17 protein-coding genes are annotated in these 22,286 nt (G+C 41.5%); 7 read left to right on the top strand and 10 right to left on the bottom strand.

Annotated elements, in window-relative coordinates:
* Positions 1-25: 25 nt before the first annotated feature.
* From AAEY97_RS13465 to AAEY97_RS13455, 3 genes are all read right to left on the bottom strand, one after another.
* Positions 26-406: a DUF423 domain-containing protein gene (locus AAEY97_RS13465; RefSeq protein ID WP_011638230.1), complete on the bottom strand. Its 381-nt coding sequence runs from the start codon at positions 404-406 to the stop codon at positions 26-28.
* A gap of 176 nt (positions 407-582) precedes the next feature.
* Positions 583-1,293 carry an alpha/beta family hydrolase gene (locus AAEY97_RS13460; protein ID WP_192116287.1) on the bottom strand — a complete coding sequence of 237 codons (711 nt, stop codon included), beginning with the start codon at positions 1,291-1,293 and terminating at the stop codon, positions 583-585.
* Positions 1,274-2,185 (bottom strand): transcriptional regulator GcvA, encoded by a 912-nt coding sequence (locus tag AAEY97_RS13455; protein WP_011638232.1) that lies wholly within the window; start codon positions 2,183-2,185, stop codon positions 1,274-1,276. Before AAEY97_RS13455 ends, AAEY97_RS13460 begins: the two co-directional genes overlap by 20 nt.
* Before the next feature lie 179 nt (positions 2,186-2,364).
* On the opposite strand from AAEY97_RS13455, the gene AAEY97_RS13450 reads away from it, so the two are divergent.
* On the top strand, positions 2,365-2,589 hold the full coding sequence (locus AAEY97_RS13450) for a hypothetical protein (RefSeq protein ID WP_162023587.1): 225 nt from the start codon (positions 2,365-2,367) through the stop codon (positions 2,587-2,589).
* 192 nt (positions 2,590-2,781) lie between these two features.
* On the opposite strand, the gene thiI is transcribed toward AAEY97_RS13450, so the two are convergent.
* The 3 genes from thiI to pomA all read right to left on the bottom strand — a co-directional run bounded on the left by thiI (position 2,782) and on the right by pomA (position 6,239).
* Positions 2,782-4,236 (bottom strand): tRNA uracil 4-sulfurtransferase ThiI, encoded by a 1,455-nt coding sequence (gene thiI, locus AAEY97_RS13445; RefSeq protein WP_192116286.1) that lies wholly within the window; start codon positions 4,234-4,236, stop codon positions 2,782-2,784.
* A gap of 305 nt (positions 4,237-4,541) precedes the next feature.
* Positions 4,542-5,468 carry a flagellar motor protein MotB gene (locus tag AAEY97_RS13440; protein WP_350999339.1) on the bottom strand — a complete coding sequence of 309 codons (927 nt, stop codon included), beginning with the start codon at positions 5,466-5,468 and terminating at the stop codon, positions 4,542-4,544.
* Between the two features lie 3 nt (positions 5,469-5,471).
* Positions 5,472-6,239 carry a flagellar motor protein PomA gene (gene pomA, locus AAEY97_RS13435; protein ID WP_101086485.1) on the bottom strand — a complete coding sequence of 256 codons (768 nt, stop codon included), beginning with the start codon at positions 6,237-6,239 and terminating at the stop codon, positions 5,472-5,474.
* 338 nt (positions 6,240-6,577) lie between these two features.
* Here pomA and xseB point away from each other — a divergent pair, with 338 nt between their 5' ends.
* From xseB to dxs, 3 genes are read left to right on the top strand one after another with little or no spacing between them, the layout of a single operon-like run.
* Positions 6,578-6,814, top strand: a complete 237-nt coding sequence (gene xseB, locus AAEY97_RS13430) for an exodeoxyribonuclease VII small subunit (protein ID WP_011638237.1) — start codon at positions 6,578-6,580, stop codon at positions 6,812-6,814.
* A 39-nt stretch (positions 6,815-6,853) separates the two neighbouring features.
* The gene (gene ispA, locus AAEY97_RS13425) at positions 6,854-7,735 is read left to right on the top strand and encodes a (2E,6E)-farnesyl diphosphate synthase (protein ID WP_011638238.1); all 882 of its coding nucleotides are present in this window, start codon (positions 6,854-6,856) and stop codon (positions 7,733-7,735) included.
* A 22-nt stretch (positions 7,736-7,757) separates the two neighbouring features.
* The gene (gene dxs / locus AAEY97_RS13420; protein ID WP_101086484.1) at positions 7,758-9,623 is read left to right on the top strand and encodes a 1-deoxy-D-xylulose-5-phosphate synthase; all 1,866 of its coding nucleotides are present in this window, start codon (positions 7,758-7,760) and stop codon (positions 9,621-9,623) included.
* 243 nt (positions 9,624-9,866) lie between these two features.
* On the opposite strand, the gene grpE is transcribed toward dxs, so the two are convergent.
* Complete coding sequence (grpE, locus tag AAEY97_RS13415; protein ID WP_162023589.1) at positions 9,867-10,472, bottom strand: nucleotide exchange factor GrpE; 606 nt, start codon at positions 10,470-10,472, stop codon at positions 9,867-9,869.
* A gap of 164 nt (positions 10,473-10,636) precedes the next feature.
* On the opposite strand from grpE, the gene nadK reads away from it, so the two are divergent.
* From nadK to AAEY97_RS13400, 3 genes are all read left to right on the top strand, one after another.
* Entirely contained in the window at positions 10,637-11,515 is an 879-nt protein-coding gene (nadK, locus tag AAEY97_RS13410; protein WP_182744634.1) for an NAD(+) kinase, read from the top strand.
* Between the two features lie 330 nt (positions 11,516-11,845).
* On the top strand, positions 11,846-13,498 hold the full coding sequence (locus tag AAEY97_RS13405) for an L-lactate permease (RefSeq protein WP_101086482.1): 1,653 nt from the start codon (positions 11,846-11,848) through the stop codon (positions 13,496-13,498).
* Positions 13,499-13,589: 91 nt separating this feature from the next.
* Entirely contained in the window at positions 13,590-16,394 is a 2,805-nt protein-coding gene (locus AAEY97_RS13400) for an FAD-binding and (Fe-S)-binding domain-containing protein (RefSeq protein ID WP_162023591.1), read from the top strand.
* Positions 16,395-16,594: 200 nt separating this feature from the next.
* Here the strand turns inward: AAEY97_RS13400 and AAEY97_RS13395 are convergent, their stop codons facing one another.
* The 3 genes from AAEY97_RS13395 to AAEY97_RS13385 form a co-directional block, all read right to left on the bottom strand.
* Positions 16,595-17,704: a CobW family GTP-binding protein gene (locus AAEY97_RS13395; RefSeq protein WP_350999336.1), complete on the bottom strand. Its 1,110-nt coding sequence runs from the start codon at positions 17,702-17,704 to the stop codon at positions 16,595-16,597.
* Positions 17,701-18,972 carry a DEAD/DEAH box helicase gene (locus AAEY97_RS13390; RefSeq protein WP_162023593.1) on the bottom strand — a complete coding sequence of 424 codons (1,272 nt, stop codon included), beginning with the start codon at positions 18,970-18,972 and terminating at the stop codon, positions 17,701-17,703. Before AAEY97_RS13390 ends, AAEY97_RS13395 begins: the two co-directional genes overlap by 4 nt.
* 141 nt (positions 18,973-19,113) lie before the next feature.
* Positions 19,114-22,176, bottom strand: a complete 3,063-nt coding sequence (locus tag AAEY97_RS13385) for an EAL domain-containing protein (protein ID WP_192116280.1) — start codon at positions 22,174-22,176, stop codon at positions 19,114-19,116.
* Positions 22,177-22,286: the final 110 nt, after the last annotated feature.

The following is a 22,286-nucleotide window of genomic DNA, read 5'->3' as shown; positions in this document are numbered from 1 at the left end:
AAGGTGGGAGAATTTAGCTAAGGCATTATTCTGCTGATTTTGCATGCCAAATCGCCGCAGCAAATAACAACCACCCCACTAAGAAGCATAATCCGCCCATAGGCGTAATTGGGCCAATCCATTTAGCCCCCGTAAAGGCATAAAGGTATAGCGAACCAGAAAACAATATTATCCCGGCAATAAAGCTATAAGCAGCCCAGTTGATCAACTTAGAGGGGATCCAATGAGCAGAAAAAGCCAACGCAATCAATCCGAAGGTATGATAAAACTGATAATCGACCCCGAGTTTAAAAATACTCACTAATTCCGGTGGTGCGATAGTTTTAAGTCCATGAGCAGCAAAAGCACCCAGTGCTACAGCCATAAAACCACTTAATGTGGCAAATAATAATAGACCTTTATTCATTTTACTTAACCTCATACAACATAAACCGACAATGCATCATACTATTGAAGCAAGCTGGTTTTCGTGACTCAAACCATCACCATAGTTATTAATCCAGGTATTAATAACTATGGTGATGTTAATAAAAATATCAGCATAATAGACACCGCATATGCGTAAAACATCGCGTTACAGGATTAACCTACTCGGGTAATAAACTGACGAATATTCTCAATGGCATGATTAAGATTGCCCTCAAGGGTATAACCAGACGATTTTCGCGGTTGTAAACTATGGTCGCCATCACCAATCCAACAGACTTCTGCATGTTCACCCAAGGCCCAATTAGGTACTTGTTGAAGGTCGCCAAATTTATCTCGTTCACCTTGAACAATCAGCATCGGAATGGAATTGTGCTGAATAGGCGCAAGTCGTGGCTCTCCACCTTTGAGGGGAATAAATGGGTAGCCCAAACACACAATTGCACTAATTTTATTGGCAACATCGGTAATAAGGGGCCGTTGTAGTTGATGGTCTGAACTGGTCAATATCGCCGACATGCGACCGCCCATTGACTTACCCATTAAGATTATCCGCTGACAATTGATAAGACCAAGAGCCATTTTTTGTTGAATATCAAGCAGCACCTGTTCATAGTGCGCAAGTAATTTAGGCGCACGGTCAGGCGGACGACGTTTACCATCTTGCATATTGGCTTGCATATACAAGAAATTAAATCGGTACACCTGATAGCCTTGAGCGATTAACTTATCGGTCATCGAAGTCATATATTGATGATGCATATTCGCACCAGCACCATGAGCAAAAACAATCAAGGTGTCACTTTTAGAACCTTGTAAAAGAAAGTCTTCAGCTAATACTGGCGTATTATCCGGTAAGTAACTCACTACGCGACTCCTCGGCAAACATATCGACCATCCATTCTCTGAACGCTGATATTTTACCTATTTCGGAGTGATTTTGTTGGCACACAAGGTAATACGCATCTTTACTGACTAACACTTCAGAAAACGGGCACACTAAACGCCCTGCTTTGATATCAGGTCTTGCTAGTACGCTATATCCTAATGCCACACCTTGACCATGTGCAGCAGCTTGCAGCACTAATGAAGAATGGCTAAATATCGGCCCTTGATTGACATTGATGTCAGTGACGCCACATTGCCTAAACCATGCCTGCCAATCTTGGCGACTGGAATCATGTAATAGAGTATGGAGCTTTAAATCACTCGGTTGAATTAATGGCTTAGGCCCGTTAAGTAATAATGGTGAGCATACTGGAATCAGCACTTCATTACGCAGTTTATCAGCACGTAATCCAGGCCAGTTACCTTGACCGTAATAAATCGCCACATCGACATCATCCGTTAACGAACTGGCATCGCTGTCTACCGCTTTAATACGCACATCAATATCAGGATTTTTTTCGCTAAACTTAGCTAAACGAGGCACTAACCATTGAATAGCAAAACTCGGAGACATACTCACCGTTAACGATCCTACCGCGCTTCGGGCAAGCAGGCGATTAGTTGCCTCGCCGAGTTCAATAAAAATGTCTTTAATGTCCAGAAAATAGCTTTGGCCTTCTTCTGTTAACAATAATGATCTATTTTTACGTCTAAACAGTTTTAGCCCTAAAAAATCTTCTAATGCTTTAATTTGATGACTCACCGCAGCCTGAGTGACAAACAACTCTTCTGCGGCGCGGGTAAAGCTCAAATGTCGTGCTGCAGCTTCAAATGCTTTAACTGCATTCAAAGGAGGTAATCGTCTAGACATAGTGATCAATCTCTCGTTTTTTAATTAGTTTTTCTAATGATTATCGTTATTTTTTGTCGTTTGTAAAGAACACTGTGTTTGGTTAAATTAGCATCATTGAAAATACAGTTGGACAATCTCTACGATGTTACTGGGATAGTCCGGCAAATGTGACTTATTAGCCTGGAGGCTCATCCCCTATGTTCAACCTAAACACTATTTTTGCAGTCGCACTATTATCTATATTGGGTTTATCTTCTGCTCAAGCGACGGAACTAGAACCTATCGATATGATCGATTTACATGCTGAATTATCACAAAGCATTGAAGCGATGCAAATTGATATCAATAATGATGTTAACAGCATTTTAATTGCTGACAATGATGAACAACAAAAAACTTCAGAAGTGGTTCAAGCTAACTAGAGCTAGCTCATCTTAAGCACGTTACTGAGACAATAAAAAACCGCATTAAATGCGGTTTATTATTGTCTGTGATTCATCTCACTCAAAGCGTATTACTGTTTAAGCTCACTGCCACAACTAACACTAACGTGGATAAATCCCTAAAAATAGACCAAAGTCACGACACCGCAAAGACGGTGTCGTTTCGACGGCTTAAGGGCGATACACTTTAACGTTAGTATAGCCCTTTTCTACAAGATATAAGGCTTGCAGCTTACTCATTACGCCACGATCGCAATATAATAAATACGTTTTAGACTTATCTAAATCGGCAAATTGGGTGGCTAACTTAAAGAATGGAATCGCTTTAACCATTACATTATCAATTAATAATGGGCTACGTTCTTCTTCTTCAGGTGCACGAACATCAATAATTATTTCGCCAGAAGCGACATCGTTAACCGTTTCGGTCTCGGTCACTTGTTGGCTCATTTCAGCTTCAATATCGCGAATATCCATTACCACTGCAGATGCAACCACACGGTCGATTAAATCTTCAGAGAATTTAAGCTCTTCGGCTTCAACCTTAGATAATACCGCTTTCACCGTAGGTTTTTGTGAAATAACACCACAATACTCGGGAATAGATTTAGCAAAATCTTCAGTGCCAATAATACGGCTCTGATTAATAATATCTTGTTTGTCCATTGCGATAAGCGGGCGTAAAATCAATAAATCGGTGCTGCGATCGATAACATTTAGATTCGTCAGTGTTTGGCTAGATACTTGACCTAAGCTCTCACCTGTCACTAGTGCTTGAATACCGTATTTGTCAGCAATACGCGTTGCTGCTCGCATCATTACACGCTTAAGTACCACACCCATCTGACCGTTATCAATACGCTCTAAAATCTCTTCAACTACAGGCTCAAATGGCACCGACACAAAACGTACTTTGTGAGACTCACCGTACTTCTTCCATAGATGGTAAGCGACTTGCTTAACGCCAATTTCGTGCTGAGCGCCACCTAAATTAAAGAAACAGTAATGGGTACGAGCGCCTTTTTTAATAAACTGAAAACTCGACACACCAGAATCGAAACCGCCTGAAATAAGCGACAACACATCTTCTTGGGTCGCCATCGGAAAACCACCCAAACCTTGAATACGACGCTCAACCATGTAAAGCTTATCTTGATTGATTTCAAGATTAACGGTCACGTCAGGGTCTTTAAGTTTTACCCCTAGCGCCTCAGTGTGTTGATTTAATCCGCCACCGACATAACGCTCAACATCAATTGAATTAAAGTCATGATTACCAGAACGTTTTACGCGGACACAAAAAGTTTTACCGGCAATTTCATCGCGGTACTTTGGTAAAGCTTGCTGATAAATATGATCGATTGAATCAAAAGTGTACTCACTCACTTGCACCACGTGAGCAATACCTGGAATACACGCTAGTCGCTCTGCAAAAACGTCACATAACTGCGGTTTATCGCTCGGTACTTGCACGATTATACGATCGTATAAGCGTTGTACTTTTGCACCTTCATCCACATTTTTAAGCACATTACGTATATTAGTTTCAAGCATTTTGGTAAAGCGCATTCTTACCGACTTGCTCTTCATCATAATTTCAGGGTACAGCTTTACAATAAACTTCATGGGGCGTCCACAGGTATCACCATCAAATAGCACTACACTCGGTTTTGCTAAATAAAAAAGACAGTAATACCTTGATAATAAATTAAAAAAACAGCACAGCTCTATTTTCTAGATGTGTATACAATCCAGTCAATAGCATAACGTATGCAATAATTCGTCGATTATACCAAATGATGCCTATTAACCAAACATATTCACTTTTTTATCTGTTATTTGTTAGTAAAAGCGCTGTAAGGCACATTTATAAAACAAAAAAGCGCAATCTCTTTAACTTGTAGAGATTGCGCTTATCTTTTGATGGCAAACTATTGAGTTACAATTATTTCATTCGACTCTTTCGCTTTGCCTTGTTCGATAGATATTTCTACCCGGCGGTTTCGAGCCTGATTTTCAATAGAATCATTGGCGATTAATGGTCTATTAGACGCCTCGCCAACCACTTTCATCCTTGATTCATCAAAACCAGAAACTCTTCTTAATTCATGAGCCACAGCCACAGCTCGTTGGCTTGATAGTTCCCAGTTTGAACTGTAAAGCTCATTATTGATATCAGCACCATCAGTGTGACCCGACACCGTAATAACCCCAGGGACATCTTTTAATAATTCACCAATTGAGCGCACAATAAGTTTGAACTTAGGTTGTAAAAAGCCTGAGCCCGAAGCAAAGGATCCTTTCTCACGGATACGAATAATAATTTGTTGGCCTAAAGATTCAATTTCAATGGCGCCATCGACAATTTCTTCATTGAGTTTTTCAGCCATTTTTTTAACTTGATCATTAATGTTTTCTTGCGAAGAGGCAGCGTCTTTTTTAACGGCTTCAGCTTCTTGTTGCGCTGTTGCAGCTGCATTGCCACCGCGTTGCTCACCGCTTTGCTTTTGAGTACCACCAGCACTGTCTTCTTCACCCGCCTGATATTCTATCGTCGGCTGAGTCATTTCATTGGTTTGTTGATTAATGATCTCTATTGGAGTGGGATCGGGGCGACCTGGGCGGAATTCAAGCGCAATAACAGACGTCCCCTTAGGAATGTCTTTTACTTCAACTTTGTTTTGTACCCCGAATGCATACTTCATTGAACCAGCGATTTGTTTAAACTTCATCACGTCCATTTCAGAAAACGCTAACAACAACACGAAGAAACACATCAGCAACGACATTAAGTCTGCAAATGTGGCAAGCCACATAGGGGCGCCAGCGGGTGGACAATCACACTTGGCCTTAGCCATGAGTTACTCTCCGTCCGTTGTATCGATTTTTCGCACACTTTCAGCCAAATAGTTCTTCAGAAAGCCTTCAATAACCCGTGGATTTTGTCCATCTTGAATCGCTAATACTGCATCCATAATTAAATTACGATTAAGCAATTCTTCGTTCATTCGTAATGATAATTTATCCGCCATTGGGATGGCGATCATGTTGGCAATTACCGCGCCGTAAAGAGTCGTTAACAATGCCACTGCCATTGAAGGTCCAATAGACTTTGGATCGTCCATGTTAGATAGCATCGCCACTAAACCGACCAAAGTACCAATCATGCCCATTGCAGGTGCCACATCACCCATGGCTTTAAAAATACCCACCCCTGTTTTGTGGCGTTCTTCAGTTAATGCGATGTCTTTTTCTAATGCGTTGCGCACCACATCACCGTCATGGCCATCAACTAACATATCAACGGCTTTTTGCATAAAGGTGTTGGTAATAACCGCTTCTTCTAATGCTAAAAAACCGCCTTTACGGGCAGCATCAGCCATGGTGACAGCTTGTTCTATCAAGTCTTCAGGTTTATCTAATTTAAACATGAAGGCTTTCATACCAATCTTTATTGAACCTAAAAATTGCTTTAGGTTAAATTTCATCATCACCACAAATAAAGAGCCTGCCACAACAATCAAAATTGACGGTACATCGATAAATAATCCGATACCACCACTGGTGATCATCGCACCAATAATAAATGCAAAAGCACCGATAATACCTATTAGGGTAGCTAAATCCACAACCTCTCCTCAATCGCAGTCATTATGCTGCTTATTTGTGCTACTTTCATCGTGCTGTTAGCGCACGTTATATGACCCGAATAATCCGACTGCATTTTGTGTTAATAACAACGCCCATCGTTATGTATTACAGCAAAAGTTTCAATACTATTTTTGCTAGCAAATTTAAATCATGACTTGTTATCGGACAAACTTGGCTCAAGTTTAGCTTGTTTTTGTACATTCTAAACAAAATTCAATAACAAAGCGTGCTGTTGAGCAAATAACCAGCGACTGTATTTGACCGATACGCTGGGCTGATATACCTTGTCACACGCTGAATGAAAGGAATATTACTCGTGGCTAAAAAACCTGAAAATCTCAGTTTTGAACAATCATTAACTGAACTTGAAACCATTGTTGCTCATTTGGAGCAAGGTGAAGTGTCACTGGATGATGCACTTAAGCAGTTTGAGCGTGGCATTAAGTTAGTACGACAAAGCCAAGCCAAACTTGAGCAAGCACAGCAAAAAGTCTCTATCTTATTAAATGAAGATGATGCTGAATTAGCGTCGTTCACTGTAGAAAGTGAATAATCGTCAACATAGTGTGTATTAAATAATAGGTCTTGATACGTGTTAGCTGAAGCAATAACAACATACCAAAATCGCGTTAATGGTATTCTTAACCAACATTTAACGCTGCTCGATGACGCTGCACCAGATTTAAAAGCAGCGATGCTCCATGGTGCGCTATTGGGTGGGAAACGCATAAGACCATTTTTGGTCTACAGTGTAGGTGACATGCTCGGTGTCAATATCAATGCACTTGATAAAGCCGCGGCTGCTATTGAGTGTATTCATGCCTATTCATTAATACACGATGACTTACCGGCAATGGATAACGATGCACTTCGTCGTGGCCAACCAACTGTTCATATTGCATTTGACGAAGCCACCGCGATTTTAGCCGGTGATGCGTTGCAAACATTGGCTTTTGAAATTATCACAGCCCCTTGTAATGACTTACATCCGAAGCAACAACTGGCGATGGTCAGAGTACTCGCAAAAGCTTCAGGGTATCAAGGTATGTGCGGTGGGCAGGCGATTGATCTGAGTGCAACAGATCACAGTATAAATTTAGACCGATTAACCGAATTACATAATAAAAAAACCGGAGCGTTAATCAGTTGTGCGGTTGAGCTTGCCTTAATCGCTGCTGACGTACCCGATGAGCATTATAAATTAATGATGAAATATGCCCATACGCTTGGGCTAGCTTTTCAAGTGCAAGATGATATTTTAGATATTACTGCCAGCACCGAAGAGCTAGGCAAACCACAAGGCAGCGATCAGCAATCGAATAAAAGCACGTTCCCGAAACTATTGGGTCTCGATGGTGCCAAAGCCTGTGCAGAACAACTAATACAAGATGCACTATCAGCGCTGACTAAATTACCATACAATAGCCAGTTAATTGCAGACTTCGCCCACTACATTATTGAGCGAAGATTATAATAAAGAGTCAGACAATCTCGCTATGAGCTTCGATATTTCTAAATTTCCAGTACTAGCGAAAGCTAATACACCAGAAGAATTAAGGAAGTTACCTCAAGGTTTACTTCCTCAAGTGTCTGATGAACTCAGACAGTTCTTACTTCAGTCTGTTGCTATTTCTAGCGGACATTTTGCTTCTGGCTTAGGCACAGTTGAATTAACTGTGGCACTTCATTATGTCTACAATACCCCATTTGATCAGTTAGTTTGGGATGTAGGGCATCAAGCTTATCCACATAAAATCCTTACCGATCGTCGTGAACAGATGCATACCATTCGACAAAAGAATGGTTTACATCCTTTCCCATGGCGTGAAGAAAGCCCATACGATACGTTTAGCGTGGGTCACTCTGGCACCTCTGTTAGCGCCGCCTTAGGTATGGCGATTGCTGCAGGTAAAGAAGGTGCGGGTCGAAAAGTGGTTGCTGTGATTGGTGATGGCGCCATGACCGGGGGAATGGTGTTTGAAGCCTTAAATCATGCTGGCGACTTGCACAATGACATGCTCGTGGTACTGAATGACAATGAAATGTCAATTTCTGAAAATGTTGGCGCGCTTAATAATCATTTGGCACAGCTGATGTCAGGTCGTTTTTATACCACCATTCGAGAAAACAGTAAAAAGGTCCTTAAAGGGATGCCGGTCATTAAAGAAATGGCTAAGCGTACTGAAGAGCACCTTAAAGGCATGGTGGTGCCTGCAACGTTATTTGAAGAACTAGGGTTTAATTATATTGGCCCAATAGATGGTCACGATGTTGATTCGCTCGTTGAAACAATGCGTAATATGCGTAACCTCAAGGGTCCACAGATACTGCATATCATGACAAAAAAAGGTCGTGGTTATGAGCCTGCTGAAAAAGATCCTATCGGCTGGCACGCGGTGCCTAAATTTGATCCTAGCCAGTTTAAGAAACCGACAACAAAACCAGGTTTACCAACGTTTTCACAAGTATTTGGTAAATGGTTATGCGACATGGCTGCCACAGACGACAAATTAGTCGCTATTACGCCCGCTATGCGTGAAGGCTCTGGTATGGTTGAGTTTTCGCAACGATTCCCAAGCCAATATTTTGATGCTGCCATTGCCGAACAGCATGCGGTCACCTTATCCGCAGGGTTTGCCTGTGCAGGTCTAAAGCCTGTGGTTGCTATTTACTCGACTTTTTTACAGCGCGGATACGATCAACTTATCCACGATGTGGCTTTGCAACGTTTACCAGTATTATTCGCTATTGACCGTGGTGGTATTGTTGGTGCAGATGGCCCAACTCATCAAGGGGCATTCGATTTAAGCTTTATGCGTTGTATTCCCAATATGATCATTATGGCGCCATCAGATGAAAACGAATGCCGTCAAATGCTCTATACAGGTTATTGCTATCAAGATGGGCCGACTGCGGTACGTTACCCTCGAGGGTTTGCGACTGGGGCTGAACAAGTTGAGGCCATGACATTAATACCGATAGGTAAAGGGGTATTAACCCGTCAAGGTCAAAAAATTGCCATTGTTAACTTTGGTACCACACTTGAAGCTGCTACCTATGCTGCTGAAAAACTGGATGCTACCATTGCCGATATGCGCTTTGTTAAGCCACTAGATTTAGCCTTGCTTGAACAACTTGCCAATAGCCATGATGTTATCGTTACCGTTGAAGAAAATGCGATTATGGGTGGTGCGGGTTCTGGAGTGATTGAAGCATTACACAAAATGCGGATCGTGAAACCTGTGTTACAGATTGGTTTGCCTGATGAATTTATTCAACACGGCGCACCTGATGAAATCATCACGGATCTTCAACTTGATGCTGAAGGTATTTTAGCGCAAATCCAAGCATTTATGGCTTAATATTCTACTGTTATTACTGGCAGAGGATCAAAAAAGGACTGAAAATTCAGTCCTTTTTTATGGCTCGCGTTCTAGTGACCATAGTGCAAGTAACTATAATAAATAGTACTATAATAAATAGCACTATATTAAATAGCACTATGATAAATAGCACTATATGAATAGCACTATGTTGAAGAACACTATAATGCTATTGGCTACAGCTCTAGTGTCAACAAGCGAGTATTGAGATTAACGTTATCGTTAAGCTTCAACATCCACACTGCCACCACCTTGAGATACCATCACCATCGCAGGACGCAGTAAACGGTCATTCAATAAATAACCTTTCTGCATGACCATCATGACAGTATTGGCAGGAAATTCAGCACTTGGCTGCATCCCAATAGCTTGATGATGTTCAGGGTTAAATGCTTGGCCTTGTGGATCAACTTGAGTTACACCAAACTTTGCCACCGAGGTTAAAAAGCCTTTCATGGTCAGTTCGACACCCTCATAAATCGCTTTAGTCGCTTCATCTTCAGGGTTAGTCCCCTGTAAGGCGCGTTCCATATTATCGATTACAGGTAAGAGTTCGTTAGCAAACTTTTCCAAGGCAAACTTACGTGCTTGCTCGACATCTTTTGCCGCGCGAGTACGAATGTTCTGTGTTTCTGCCGCTGCGCGCATTTCAACATCTTTACGCTCAGCTAACGCAGTTTCAGACTCAGCCAATAGTTGCTCTAGTTCTTCAATTCGAAAATTTGCTTGGGTTACTTCATCCATCAAACTTGCCTCATCAGCCACAACTTCAGGAGTTACAGCTTCTTCCACTTGATCTTGCGATGTGTTGTTCGATTCGTTGCTCATTTTCACTCCAGCTAAAAAATGCGTTATTTCGTATTCTACGACAATAAAATAAAGTGGCCATTTACTGATAAATTAACAGCAAATCTCACACTTCTAATAAGTTTGAGTATATTATGGGGATCAATTCTTATGTTTCAAGGCCTAAAGGCATAACAAACTCGAATATGACTAAAATGTTCCAGACAATCGGTCTCATAGGTAAACCACATCATCAAGGGACTAACCTCACGTTAACCCGATTGCATCATTGGTTAAGCATGCAGGGCTTTAGGGTTATCGTTGAAGGACGAGTCTCTGCAGAGCTGGGGGTAGATGTTTGTTCAATGGACCTACTTGAAATGGGTGAACATTGTGATTTAGCCATCGTAGTTGGTGGTGATGGTAATATGTTAGGTGCAGCCCGAGTATTGGCGCGTTTTAATGTTGCCGTGATTGGTGTAAACCGGGGTAACTTAGGTTTTTTAACTGATTTACCTCCTGATAACTTCGAAGAAGCCTTGTCTAAAGTGCTCGGCGGTGAATTTGAAACTGAACACCGTTTTTTACTGGAGGCTGAAGTTCACCGTCACGGAAAAATAACCGCCAGTAATACCGCCGTCAATGAAGCTGTACTTCACCCTGGCAAAATTGCTCATATGATCCAATTTGAGGTTTATATTGATGAACAATTTATGTATAGCCAGCGCGCTGATGGCATGATTGTGTCCACGCCAACAGGTTCTACTGCCTATTCTTTGTCTGCTGGCGGTTCAATATTAACACCTAATCTGCAAGCGCTTATTTTAGTGCCGATGTTTCCTCACACCTTGTCATGTAGACCCATTGTGGTCGATGCATGTAGCATCATTAAATTAGTGGTCTCACCTGAGAATGGTGAAAACCTCGAAGTCAGTTGTGATGGTCATGTCCATTTAGCTGTATTACCAGGCGATGAAATTTTTATTCGCCGCTCAAATGAACGCCTAAGACTCATCCACCCCAAAGGTCATAATTATTTTCACGTATTACGTAACAAATTAGGCTGGGGAAGTAAACTTTTCTAACTGTTTGAACTCGATCACAACACCGTCGCCTTTCTAGTGAGCCCCTTCACATTACCAAATGCTAATTAAATATATTGTAAGCCAATCGATAACTCGCTTGGTTTTACTTTATATGACCTGTTATATCCCTATAAAGCGTGATCTCAACCACGCACTAAAAACCTTGCACCGGATGCGCTTCACAGTTCTGTTGGCTAATGCACTTTCTCGTTTGTTAGATGATCTCGATCAACACTTTTAACACTTAAATAACGTCTATTACGCCCTAGTTAGACAAATGCTGACAAATAATAACAATTTAGTACCCACTTATAGTGATACGAGGTATGCATGACAATATTACAGATACTAGCAAGCTTGACCCCCATTATTAGCGTAATGGTATTTTTAGTGCTTATGCGCCTACCAGCGTCTAAAGCAATGCCCATATCAATGGTCGCTACAGGCCTTGTAGCAATGTTTATTTGGCAAATGGATACGCAACTCCTTGCGGCATCTGTTGTCGAAGGTCTTCTCGCGGCGTTAACACCACTGACCATTATTTTTGGTGCGGTATTTTTGTTAAATACCCTTAAATATTCTGGCGCCATGGACACTATTCGTTCAGGCTTTACTAACATCAGTGCCGATGCGCGAGTTCAGGTGATTATTATTTGCTGGTTGTTTGGATCGTTTATTGAAGGCTCTGCAGGCTTCGGTACTCCAGCTGCAATCGGTGCACCGCTACTAGTATTATTAGGTATCCCACCCATTGCTGCAGCCGTAGTGGCCTTGATTGCTGATTCAACATCAGTGTCATTTGGCGCAATTGGTTTACCTGTTCTATTTGGGATGGAACAAGGCCTAACAGAAGGCGGCGTTAACATGGCGGCAGCTCAAATTGCTGAACATGGTGGCACCTTCGCAGGTTATGCACAGTATATTGCTAAACACATGATCACCATCGACTTAATAACAGGTACATTAATTCCGTTAGTGATGGTTTGTGTATTAACAGGATTTTTTGGTCGCAACAAGTCGATTAAAGAAGGTTTACAAGTTTGGAAATTTGCAATATTTGCGGGTTTTGCCTTTACCATACCAGCATGGTTAATTAACTATTTTGCCGGTCCTGAATTCCCTTCTGTTATTGGTGCTCTTGTGGGTATGGCGTTAGTTATCCCTGTCGCGAGAAAAGGCTGGTTACTGCCATCAACACCTTGGTGTGACTTCAGCGAAAACGACAATAAATCAGATGAAGAGCTCGCGATTAATCAAACACCGGTTAAATTCTCACAAATTGCCGCTTGGTCTCCATACATCATTATGGCGTCGTTATTAGTCTTATCTCGTGTCGTTACACCATTTAAAAGCTGGTTGCTTGGCTTTAACATTAGCTGGACGGGTTTATTAGGCACAGAGCTTAAAGCCGGCTTTGCTACATTGTATGCACCGGGAATCTTCTTTGTTGTTGTATGTTTATTCGGTTTTATCTTATTTAAAATGAAACCTACTGCAATGAAGCAATCAATCACCGTATCTTGTCGTTCAATGTTACCAACGATCATTTCACTAGGTGCATCAGTACCTATGGTAAAAATATTCCTAAACTCAGGTGAAAATGGCGCTGGTCTCGCTTCAATGCCAGTTGCATTAGCAGACCTACTGGCCAATAGCATGGGCTCAGTTTGGGCTTGGGTTTCACCTATTGTCGGTATTTTTGGTGCCTTCCTGTCAGGTTCTGCGACTTTCTCAAACATGATGTTCTCAGGCTTACAGTATTCAGTTGCAGATAATATCGGCATGAATCACGCCATCGCGTTAGCGTTGCAAGGCATTGGAGCCAATGCGGGTAACATGATGTGTGTAATGAACGTCGTTGCTGCTGCTACCGTGGTAGGAATGGCAGGTCGTGAGTCTGAAATTATTCGTAAAACAATGCCTATCGCACTGGGTTATGCCTTAGTTGCAGGCACTATTGCTGTTATCTGGGGTGGATTCTAATTAACGATAAAGTTACTTATATTCTAACGATAACAATACAACAGCAGGCACAAAATGCCTGCCGTTCATTCGAGTGTAAAGAGAGCATGTTATGACTATTAATTATCAAGTAGTGATGGATACGTTAACGTCACAGCTCGGCAGTCACGCCGTATCCAATGATCCAGTGCGTCGTTTTGCTTGGTCAACTGATGCCAGTTACTTTCGTATCGTACCTGAAATTGTGGTACACGCAGATACTCCAGAACAAGTTAAAATAACCCTTAATATCGCCAGAGCACATAATGTGCCAGTAACCTTTCGTGCTGCCGGTACCAGTTTATCTGGCCAAGCAATTGGTGATGGTATTTTACTTATTTTGGGCCATGATGGTTTTAGAAACATTGAAATCAGTGAAGATAGAAATTCAATCACTCTAGGTGCTGCGGTCATTGGTTCAGATGCCAACATGGCATTAAAACCCTTCAATAAAAAAATTGGTCCCGATCCAGCCACACTAGCCTCTGCACAAATTGCCGGAATGGTAGCAAATAATGCATCTGGAATGTGTTGTGGCACCGCGCAGAACAGTTATCAAACCATTAAATCAGTTAAATTAATGCTTGCCGATGGTACTGAACTTGATACAGGTTGTCCGCATTCAAAAGCAGCATTTAGCCAATCTAATCCTGCGTTACTTACGGCGTTAACCGATCTTGCGCAATTAACTCAAAATAATCCAACCCTATCGGCGCGGATCCGTAAAAAGTTCTCGATTAAGAACACCACTGGTTACAGCATTAATGCACTGGTAGATTTTAGCGATCCATTTGACATCATTAATCACTTAATTGTGGGCTCAGAAGGCACACTTGCGTTTGTAAATGAAGTCACTTATCACACCGTTGAAGAAGCTCAATTTAAAGCTTCTGCCATGGCGGTGTTCTTCAATATGGAAGATGCTGCCAGCGCAATACCACCGATTAAAGGTGATAGTGTGGCCGCTGCAGAATTACTTGATTGGGCATCGATTAAATCGGTTACCGGTAAAACTGGCATGCCGGAGTGGCTAAGTGATTTACCAGAAGGTTCAGCCATTCTATTAATTGAGTGTCGTGCTAATGACCCCGAAACGTTAGTGCAATACACTCAAGATGTGATCACAAAAATCGCTCACATTGACACTGAACGTCCAACTGAATTCAGTAATGATCCAGCAGTATTTGGCCAGTATTGGGCAATGCGCTCTGGTTTATTCCCTATTATTGGCGGTGCAAGACCTAAAGGCACATCGGTTATTATTGAAGATGTTGCATTCGAATTACAACATTTAGCCAGTGCAGCAGCAGACTTAACCGCTTTATTCCATCAACACGGTTACCCAGAAGGAGTGATTTATGGCCATGCTTTAGCCGGTAACTTCCATTTTATTATCACGCCAACGTTTGCCTCTCAAGATGATATCAATCGTTTCCAAAATTTCATGCAAGATGTCGCTGAAATGGTGATCAATAAGTACGATGGTTCGATGAAAGCAGAGCATGGTACTGGTCGAGCTGTAGCCCCCTTTGTTGAAATGGAATGGGGCACTGACGCATATACATTAATGAAGCAAATCAAACAAATTTTCGACCCAAGTAAATTGTTAAATCCTGGGGTTATTCTCAATGATGACACGCTGGTACATGTTAAAAACATCAAACCTTGCCCAGTGGTAGATGACTTTATTGATAAATGTATTGAATGTGGTTTTTGTGAGAAAACCTGTCCAACATCGGCGCTTAACTTCTCTCCGCGCCAACGTATTGCGGTATTGCGTGAAATTGAACGTTTAGAGCAATCGGGTGATAAAAAAGCCGCCGCAGAAATGCGTGCCAGTGCCAAATATGATGTGGTTGATACCTGTGCAGCCTGTCAGCTATGTACTATTGCCTGCCCAGTTGACAACAGCATGGGTAATTTGGTGCGTAAACTGCGCACACCGTACATCACCACCACAGAACAAAAAGTGCTCGACTTCCAAGCCAAGCATTTTGGCGCAGTAAACCAAGTGATCAGCACCGGCTTTGATATTTTAGGTATTGTGCATAAAATAACTGGCGATGGTATCACCAACTCGTTGATGAAAGCGGGTCGTTTGATTTCCAAAGAAGTACCTTATTGGAATCCAGACTTCCCTAAAGGTGGCAAAGTGGCAAAGCCATCAGCCCATAAACCGGGTCAACAAACAGTTTTATACTTCCCTGCATGTGGTGGCAGAACCTTTGGTCCAACACCAAAAGATCCTGACAACCGCACCTTGCCAGAAGTGGTTATGACTTTACTTGAACGCGCTGGCTACAATGTGATCATCCCAGAAAATACCCGCCATTTATGTTGCGGTCAGATGTGGGAATCAAAAGGTGATTTTAAAAACGCCGATGCTAAGCGTGATGAACTTATTGACGCACTCAGTACACAGTCTGAAAATGGCAAAGTGCCTATTATCGTTGATGCATTGTCTTGTACTTATCGCACATTAACCGGTAACCCTAAGGTGAAAATAACCGATTTAGTCGAGTTTATGCACGACGAGATGTTACCAAACATGACAATTACGAAGAAATCTAACGTCACTTTACACCAAGGCTGTAGTGCCCGTAAGATGAAATTAGAGCCTAAGCAACAAGCTATTGCTGATGCGTGTGCTAACCATGTAGTGTTGCCCGCGGGCATTAGCTGTTGTGGTTATGCCGGTGAAAAAGGGCTTTATAAGCCTGAAATTAATGCCAGCGCACTGCGTAACATTAAAAAGCTCATTCCGGCAGAAACGAAAGAAGGTTACTACGCTAACAGAATGTGTGAAGTCGGCTTAACACAACACAGTGGTATTTCATACCGCCATTTAGCCTATTTATTAGAAGAATGTACTCGTTAAACTAATGGACCATCACAGTAAATAGCGTAAACAATAAGGGCATTGATATCATATCAATGCCCTTAATTTTTGTTACCATACTTAACACTAATATCCGAACTCAGCGTTAATTAGCGTACTCAAACGAGTCATCCTACTCAATCGAGAGGTACTATCAAAACGACATGTCCTATAAAACGAATTGCTCATCTCAACTCAGACTAAATCAATAAACACGCCAGTAACTGTTGCTGCAATCTTTCATGTTCAAGCGGCATATCGCTAATAATTTCGACCCGTGTATCTAGTGCATCATCAAGTTCATTAAGCATCAACTTATCATCCACCATATTGACACTGAGCACCCCATCCTGGGTAATAACAATAGCTTTTAATCTCAGCACCTTGTCCATTTTAACCGTGTCTACCCACGCCATAAATTGCTCAAACTGAAAACAATGTACTGCTGAAAATATCCAACCACTACTGTAACAGCCCTCACCTTGGTTAGTTTTGTGAATAAACCCAGTAGGGGAAAACTCAGGGGTATCGATATCGCTCAGTGGTGGTTCGTTAGACAGCCAGTTATCCATAAGCGTTTTCCGCCCCAATAGCCGTTGTCCCGCTGGCACCGTTTGATACTTTGTCGGGGTATTTAAGCGCAATAATAACTGTTGGATTAGGTCAACATCAGTAAAGTGATTATCGACACTAATTAGTGGCGTCTGTTGTAAATGTAACTTGCTGAGGAATTGCTGTAACTGTAAATGATCTGTTTCAGTGTAATGCTGGGCTTTATTGGCCAACAGCACATCTGCCATCTGTAATTGCTGCGTAAACGTATCATGATTTCGATAGCGCGGATCGCTGACTTTACGCGCATCAACCAGACATACACTACTTTGCAAAGTAATAACATGTTGATAATATTCAGATGTTAATAACTTCACTATTTCAGCAGGATGCCCAAGCCCAGTAGGTTCTATCAATAACCGGTCCGGCTTAGTTTGCTGAATAAGTTGATTTATCGCGACTTGTGTTGGTAAGCCGGAGACGCAACACAGGCAACCACCTGGCACTTCTTTTATGACAATACTGGCAGGCTTTGCTGGTGTAACATCAGGACTATTACTATTATTACTATTATTACTATTACCTGCAGCAGTCGCATTTAACAAACCACCATCAATGCCTATTTCGCCAAACTCATTTACCAGCACCGCCCACACTTCATCTTTGGGCTTATGAGCTAATAATTGGCTAATGAGCGTGGTTTTACCCACCCCCAGAAAGCCAGTAATAATATTGGTGTTAATCGGTTTAGTGATCATTTTTTCGCTTTAGCGTATTTACCCTTTCGAGTAGGTTTCACATCTGTTTGCGATGGCTTGCCACGTTTGTACTTAAGGACTTTTTTCGGTTTCTCTGCCGCAACATCGCGATATCGAGCCGGTAATGGCGCCCCTTCCTCGTATCCTGTTGGTACCAATATCGGCAATGATTGTTCAATAAGTTGTTCAATCGCGCCAAGTAACTCTAGCTCTTGAGGACTCACCAGCGAAATGGCTTCACCGCCTAATCCCGCACGGCCTGTACGCCCTACTCTATGGATGTAATCTTCGCATTCTTCAGGTAATTCAAAGTTAATGACTCTTGGTAGAGCTTGAATATCAAGCCCTCGAGCGGCCAAGTCGGTAGCGATTAACACGCGTAATTGACCAGCTTTAAACTCTTCCAACGCACGATTTCGAGCCCCTTGGCTTTTATCACCGTGAAATACCGATGACTTAATACCGTCTAAGCTTAACTCGCGGTATAAATGATCTGCTGTTTCTTTACGGCTGGTGAACACCATAACTTGTTGCCAGTTATGCTTGCCAATTAATTCAGATAACAACTCAGCTTTTCGGCGGGTATCCACTTGATAGACTTGCTGGACAACATTAGCGGCAGTAGTTTGGGTTTCAACATGAACGTATTCAGGATTGTTTAGCATTTTAGCCGCTAGCGTTTTAACTTCTTCAGAAAAAGTAGCAGAAAACATCATAGTTTGATGTTGTCTGGCGATTAAACGCTTCACTTTTTCAATATCTTTAACAAAACCAAGATCAAGCATGCGATCAGCTTCATCAATCACTAAGTGAGTAACAAAAGATAGATCCAATTCATGCTGGCCAATAATGTCAAACAATCGTCCTGGCGTTGCCACTAAAATATCTACGCCTTGTTCTAATGCCTTACGCTGAGGATTGATGCTCGCGCCACCATAAACGGCTAAGCTGGTCAGATTGATAAACTGGCTGTATTTAACTAAATTTTGCTCAATCTGAATCGCTAGCTCGCGAGTCGGTGTCATGATTAATGCGCGTAAACGATTTGGTGGCAATAAGTCTGAATGATCTTGCGCCATTAAATGACTTAGTAACGGTAACGCAAAAGCAGCTGTTTTTCCGGTACCGGTTTCGGCACTGGCCAATACATCTCGGCCATCTAGCGCTAGTGGGATCACAGCTTGTTGGACAGGAGTAGCAGTTTGATACCCAGATTGATTAACCGCATCTAATAATAATGGCGGTAACCCTAGCGACGTAAATGACATAACAGACCCAATAACACAAATAAAAATAGGTCGCTATTGTATACTAATCTAAACATCATTAACTATTACATTAGTGATGGCATTAGCCATATCATCACGATGGGTCACGCCGGTTTTGAATGAAGAGTCACAGTATTAACGTTATATCTGCTGACTAACCTGCAATGGTATTACTTTTTCCACTAAATACTTTTGCTCAAAATCATCGCGGCACAAGGCATGCGAAAATACATATCCTTGGCCATAATCACAACCAGCAGACGCCAATAAACGCCGTTGACTTTCGGTTTCAACACCTTCGGCAATGACTTTGATACCGAGTTTATGAGCCATTGCAATAATCGCTTCACACAAACACATATCATTGTTTTTGGCAGCCAATCGACCCACAAAAGATTTATCAATCTTAAGATAATCAACATTATATTTGGTTAAATAGGGTAATGATGAATAGCCAGTACCAAAGTCATCAAGCGACAATTGCATACCTGCATCACTATAAGCCTGCAATTTAGCCTCAACATTAGGTTCAATGTCATGTAGTAAGTTTTCAGTGATTTCAATACAAATGCTATTGGTAGGCAGCGCGAGTAAAGACATGTGTTTAAGCCAATTTTTAACATCGGTCGACTCGTCTTTAAACTGTACTGGTGACATATTAATACTAATCTGAATATGGTGATTAAATTGTGTCTTCCATTTTGCGACTTGCTCGCAGGCTTGATAAAAAGCCCAATTGCCAATATCGATTATCATCCCAGTATCTTCAGCAATAGAGATAAAATCTGCCGGTGGAATTAACCCAATTGTTGGATGGTTCCAACGAATTAACGCTTCCACCTTGATGATCTGCTGACAGCTTAAATCCACAATAGGCTGATAATACAACTCAAATTGCTGCTGGATAATCGCCACTTTAAGGTCTTGAATCAACGCCATCCGCTTTTGTGCATCGTCTTGCATTGCGGAGGTAAAATAATTAAACCGATTACGACCATGGGATTTTGCCGAATACATGGCTTGGTCGGCATTCTTCAATAATGCTTCGGTTGTTTTTGCATCGTCTGGAAATAACGTAATACCAATACTGCCACTAATATAGGCCGTTTGATCACCTAATAAATAAGGCTCTGCAAGTCGTTTAAGTATTTGTTGTGCAACACGTTCTACCCCATGAGTATCTTCAAGATTAGTTAACACTATGGTAAATTCATCACCACCAAGACGGGCGACAACATCGGTTTCGCGTACGCTGTTTTTTAGGCGTTCCGCCGTCTCAATTAACAATACATCGCCCATATCATGGCCCAACGTGTCGTTAACCTCTTTAAAAAAATCCAAGTCTAAAAACATTAATGCAAAATGATTATGCTGTCGGTCAGAATGAAATACCTCTTGATTCAAAAATGTTAGCAACATCCTACGATTTGGCAAACCGGTAAGTGCATCATAATTAGCCTGGCGCCATATCAACTCTTCAGTTTGCTTTTTCTCGGTAATATCAGAAAATAACGCAACAAATCGCGCAGCCTGCGACTTTGTTCGGATGATTGAATTAATGGTTAATAAAATAAGGTAATTTTCACCATTTTTACGACGCATCCACACTTCACCATGCCAATGTCCCTGCTGGCTAAGCTGTTGGCTTAATTGTTGATAAAAATGTTGGGGTTGAAGATCTGTTTCAAACATACGTAAATGCTGATCTTGTATGTCTTGTTGACTGAATCCAGTGATAAAAGAAAAGGCAGGATTTGAATCAATGATAATGCCCTTTGCAGTAAACACACTCATGGCTTCACTGGAGTTTTGGTATACAGATGCTGCAATACTTAGCGAGTCTTCAACCTGCTTGATATCAGTGATATCACTATGAGTACCACACATTCTAAGCGGTTTACCTTTATCATCAACGTCAACCACTCTTCCTGTTTGCAAAATCCACCGACTGTCGCCGTCCATGTTAGTTAATTGATATTCCACTCGTTGGCTTATACAGCGACCTTTTACAATTTCATTAATGCTGCGAAGAAACTTAAATTTATCTTTTAGCTGTATCGCATTTATCCACAATTTAGGATGCTGATTAAGCTCTTCCATTGAGCAACCTAAAATGTCAGCACTGTATCGATTCGTACGAATTCGATTCTGTTTGACATCCCAGTCCCACACGCCTAACTCACTGCTATCGAGTACCAGCGCAAGTTGCTCGTTACTTTGCAATAAATCTTGTTCGGCCTGTTTCTGATGAGTGATATCGAGAAAACCGGCAATAACTAAAAAAGTATTGTCTTGAACATGACGGCGGCAGGCAATAGTCACATGGGTATAAATGACCGAACCATCTTTGGCAATAAAACGCTTATCAATTTCATATTCATTGAGTTCGCCTTTACTCATTTTCTCAAATAATAATAAATCTTTATTCAAATCATCTGGGTGTGTTAATTCAGCCCACGTTAACGCCTTTAATTCATTTTCGCTGTAACCGAACATTCGACATAAATAGGGGTTAACTCTCAACCAATGCTTAGTTTTAGTGGTAATAGAAATACCAATATTGCCAATATCAAATTGATGGTTGAAAAGAAAATCTTCTTGTAATTTGACTTGAATATCGCGCCCACGAAACACTATTTTTGCAAGTAAATGACCGATGACCATAGTCAATAAAGGTAATACCAGCATGATAGGCAAAGACACAACACTGATAGCGTGTAACGCTTGATCAAATGGCAATAAAAATAGCCATAACAACAATAGGGAATGAACAATAACGCCAAAAAGGTAGAATTCACGATAACGAATTTGATCTAATTCATGCCGACGGTACCGACGCCACACTAATCCAATGACCGCACTACTGCTTAACGCAAATATACCAACCCATACAGCAACGCCACCCAAATGATAGCGATAAAGCGCCATGATAATGGTTGCGACAAGTGTTGGAATACCTCCAAAAAACAGTCCACTTAAACAGAGTACTACCGAGCGGGCATCAAACAATATTTCCTGTTGATGAACCAAGGGATCCATCATAATAACAACGCCAATAGTGCCAATAACTGCGCCCATTAAAAATTGCCATAAAAAAGGCGTCACCTTACGTTGATGCGTAGGAGAGAGTGAGTAAACATAAACTAGCGCAAGTAATAGCGCTGCATTTTCTAAAATTGAGAAAAAAACATTTAGACCAAACATCTATACATTTCCCTTATCCATCCTTAACAAGCACAGTAGCATCCAAGCTGTCTCTATTTAGTATAGTAGAAGTAAACTAACACTATGATTTATCGTCTTTATACCGTGAA

Origin of the sequence: Shewanella sp. TB7-MNA-CIBAN-0143 (assembly GCF_040310065.1) — a bacterium.
In the GTDB taxonomy this organism is placed as follows: domain Bacteria; phylum Pseudomonadota; class Gammaproteobacteria; order Enterobacterales; family Shewanellaceae; genus Shewanella.
Note: the sequence above shows the minus strand (reverse complement) of the source record. Positions and strands in the feature narration are given on the sequence as shown.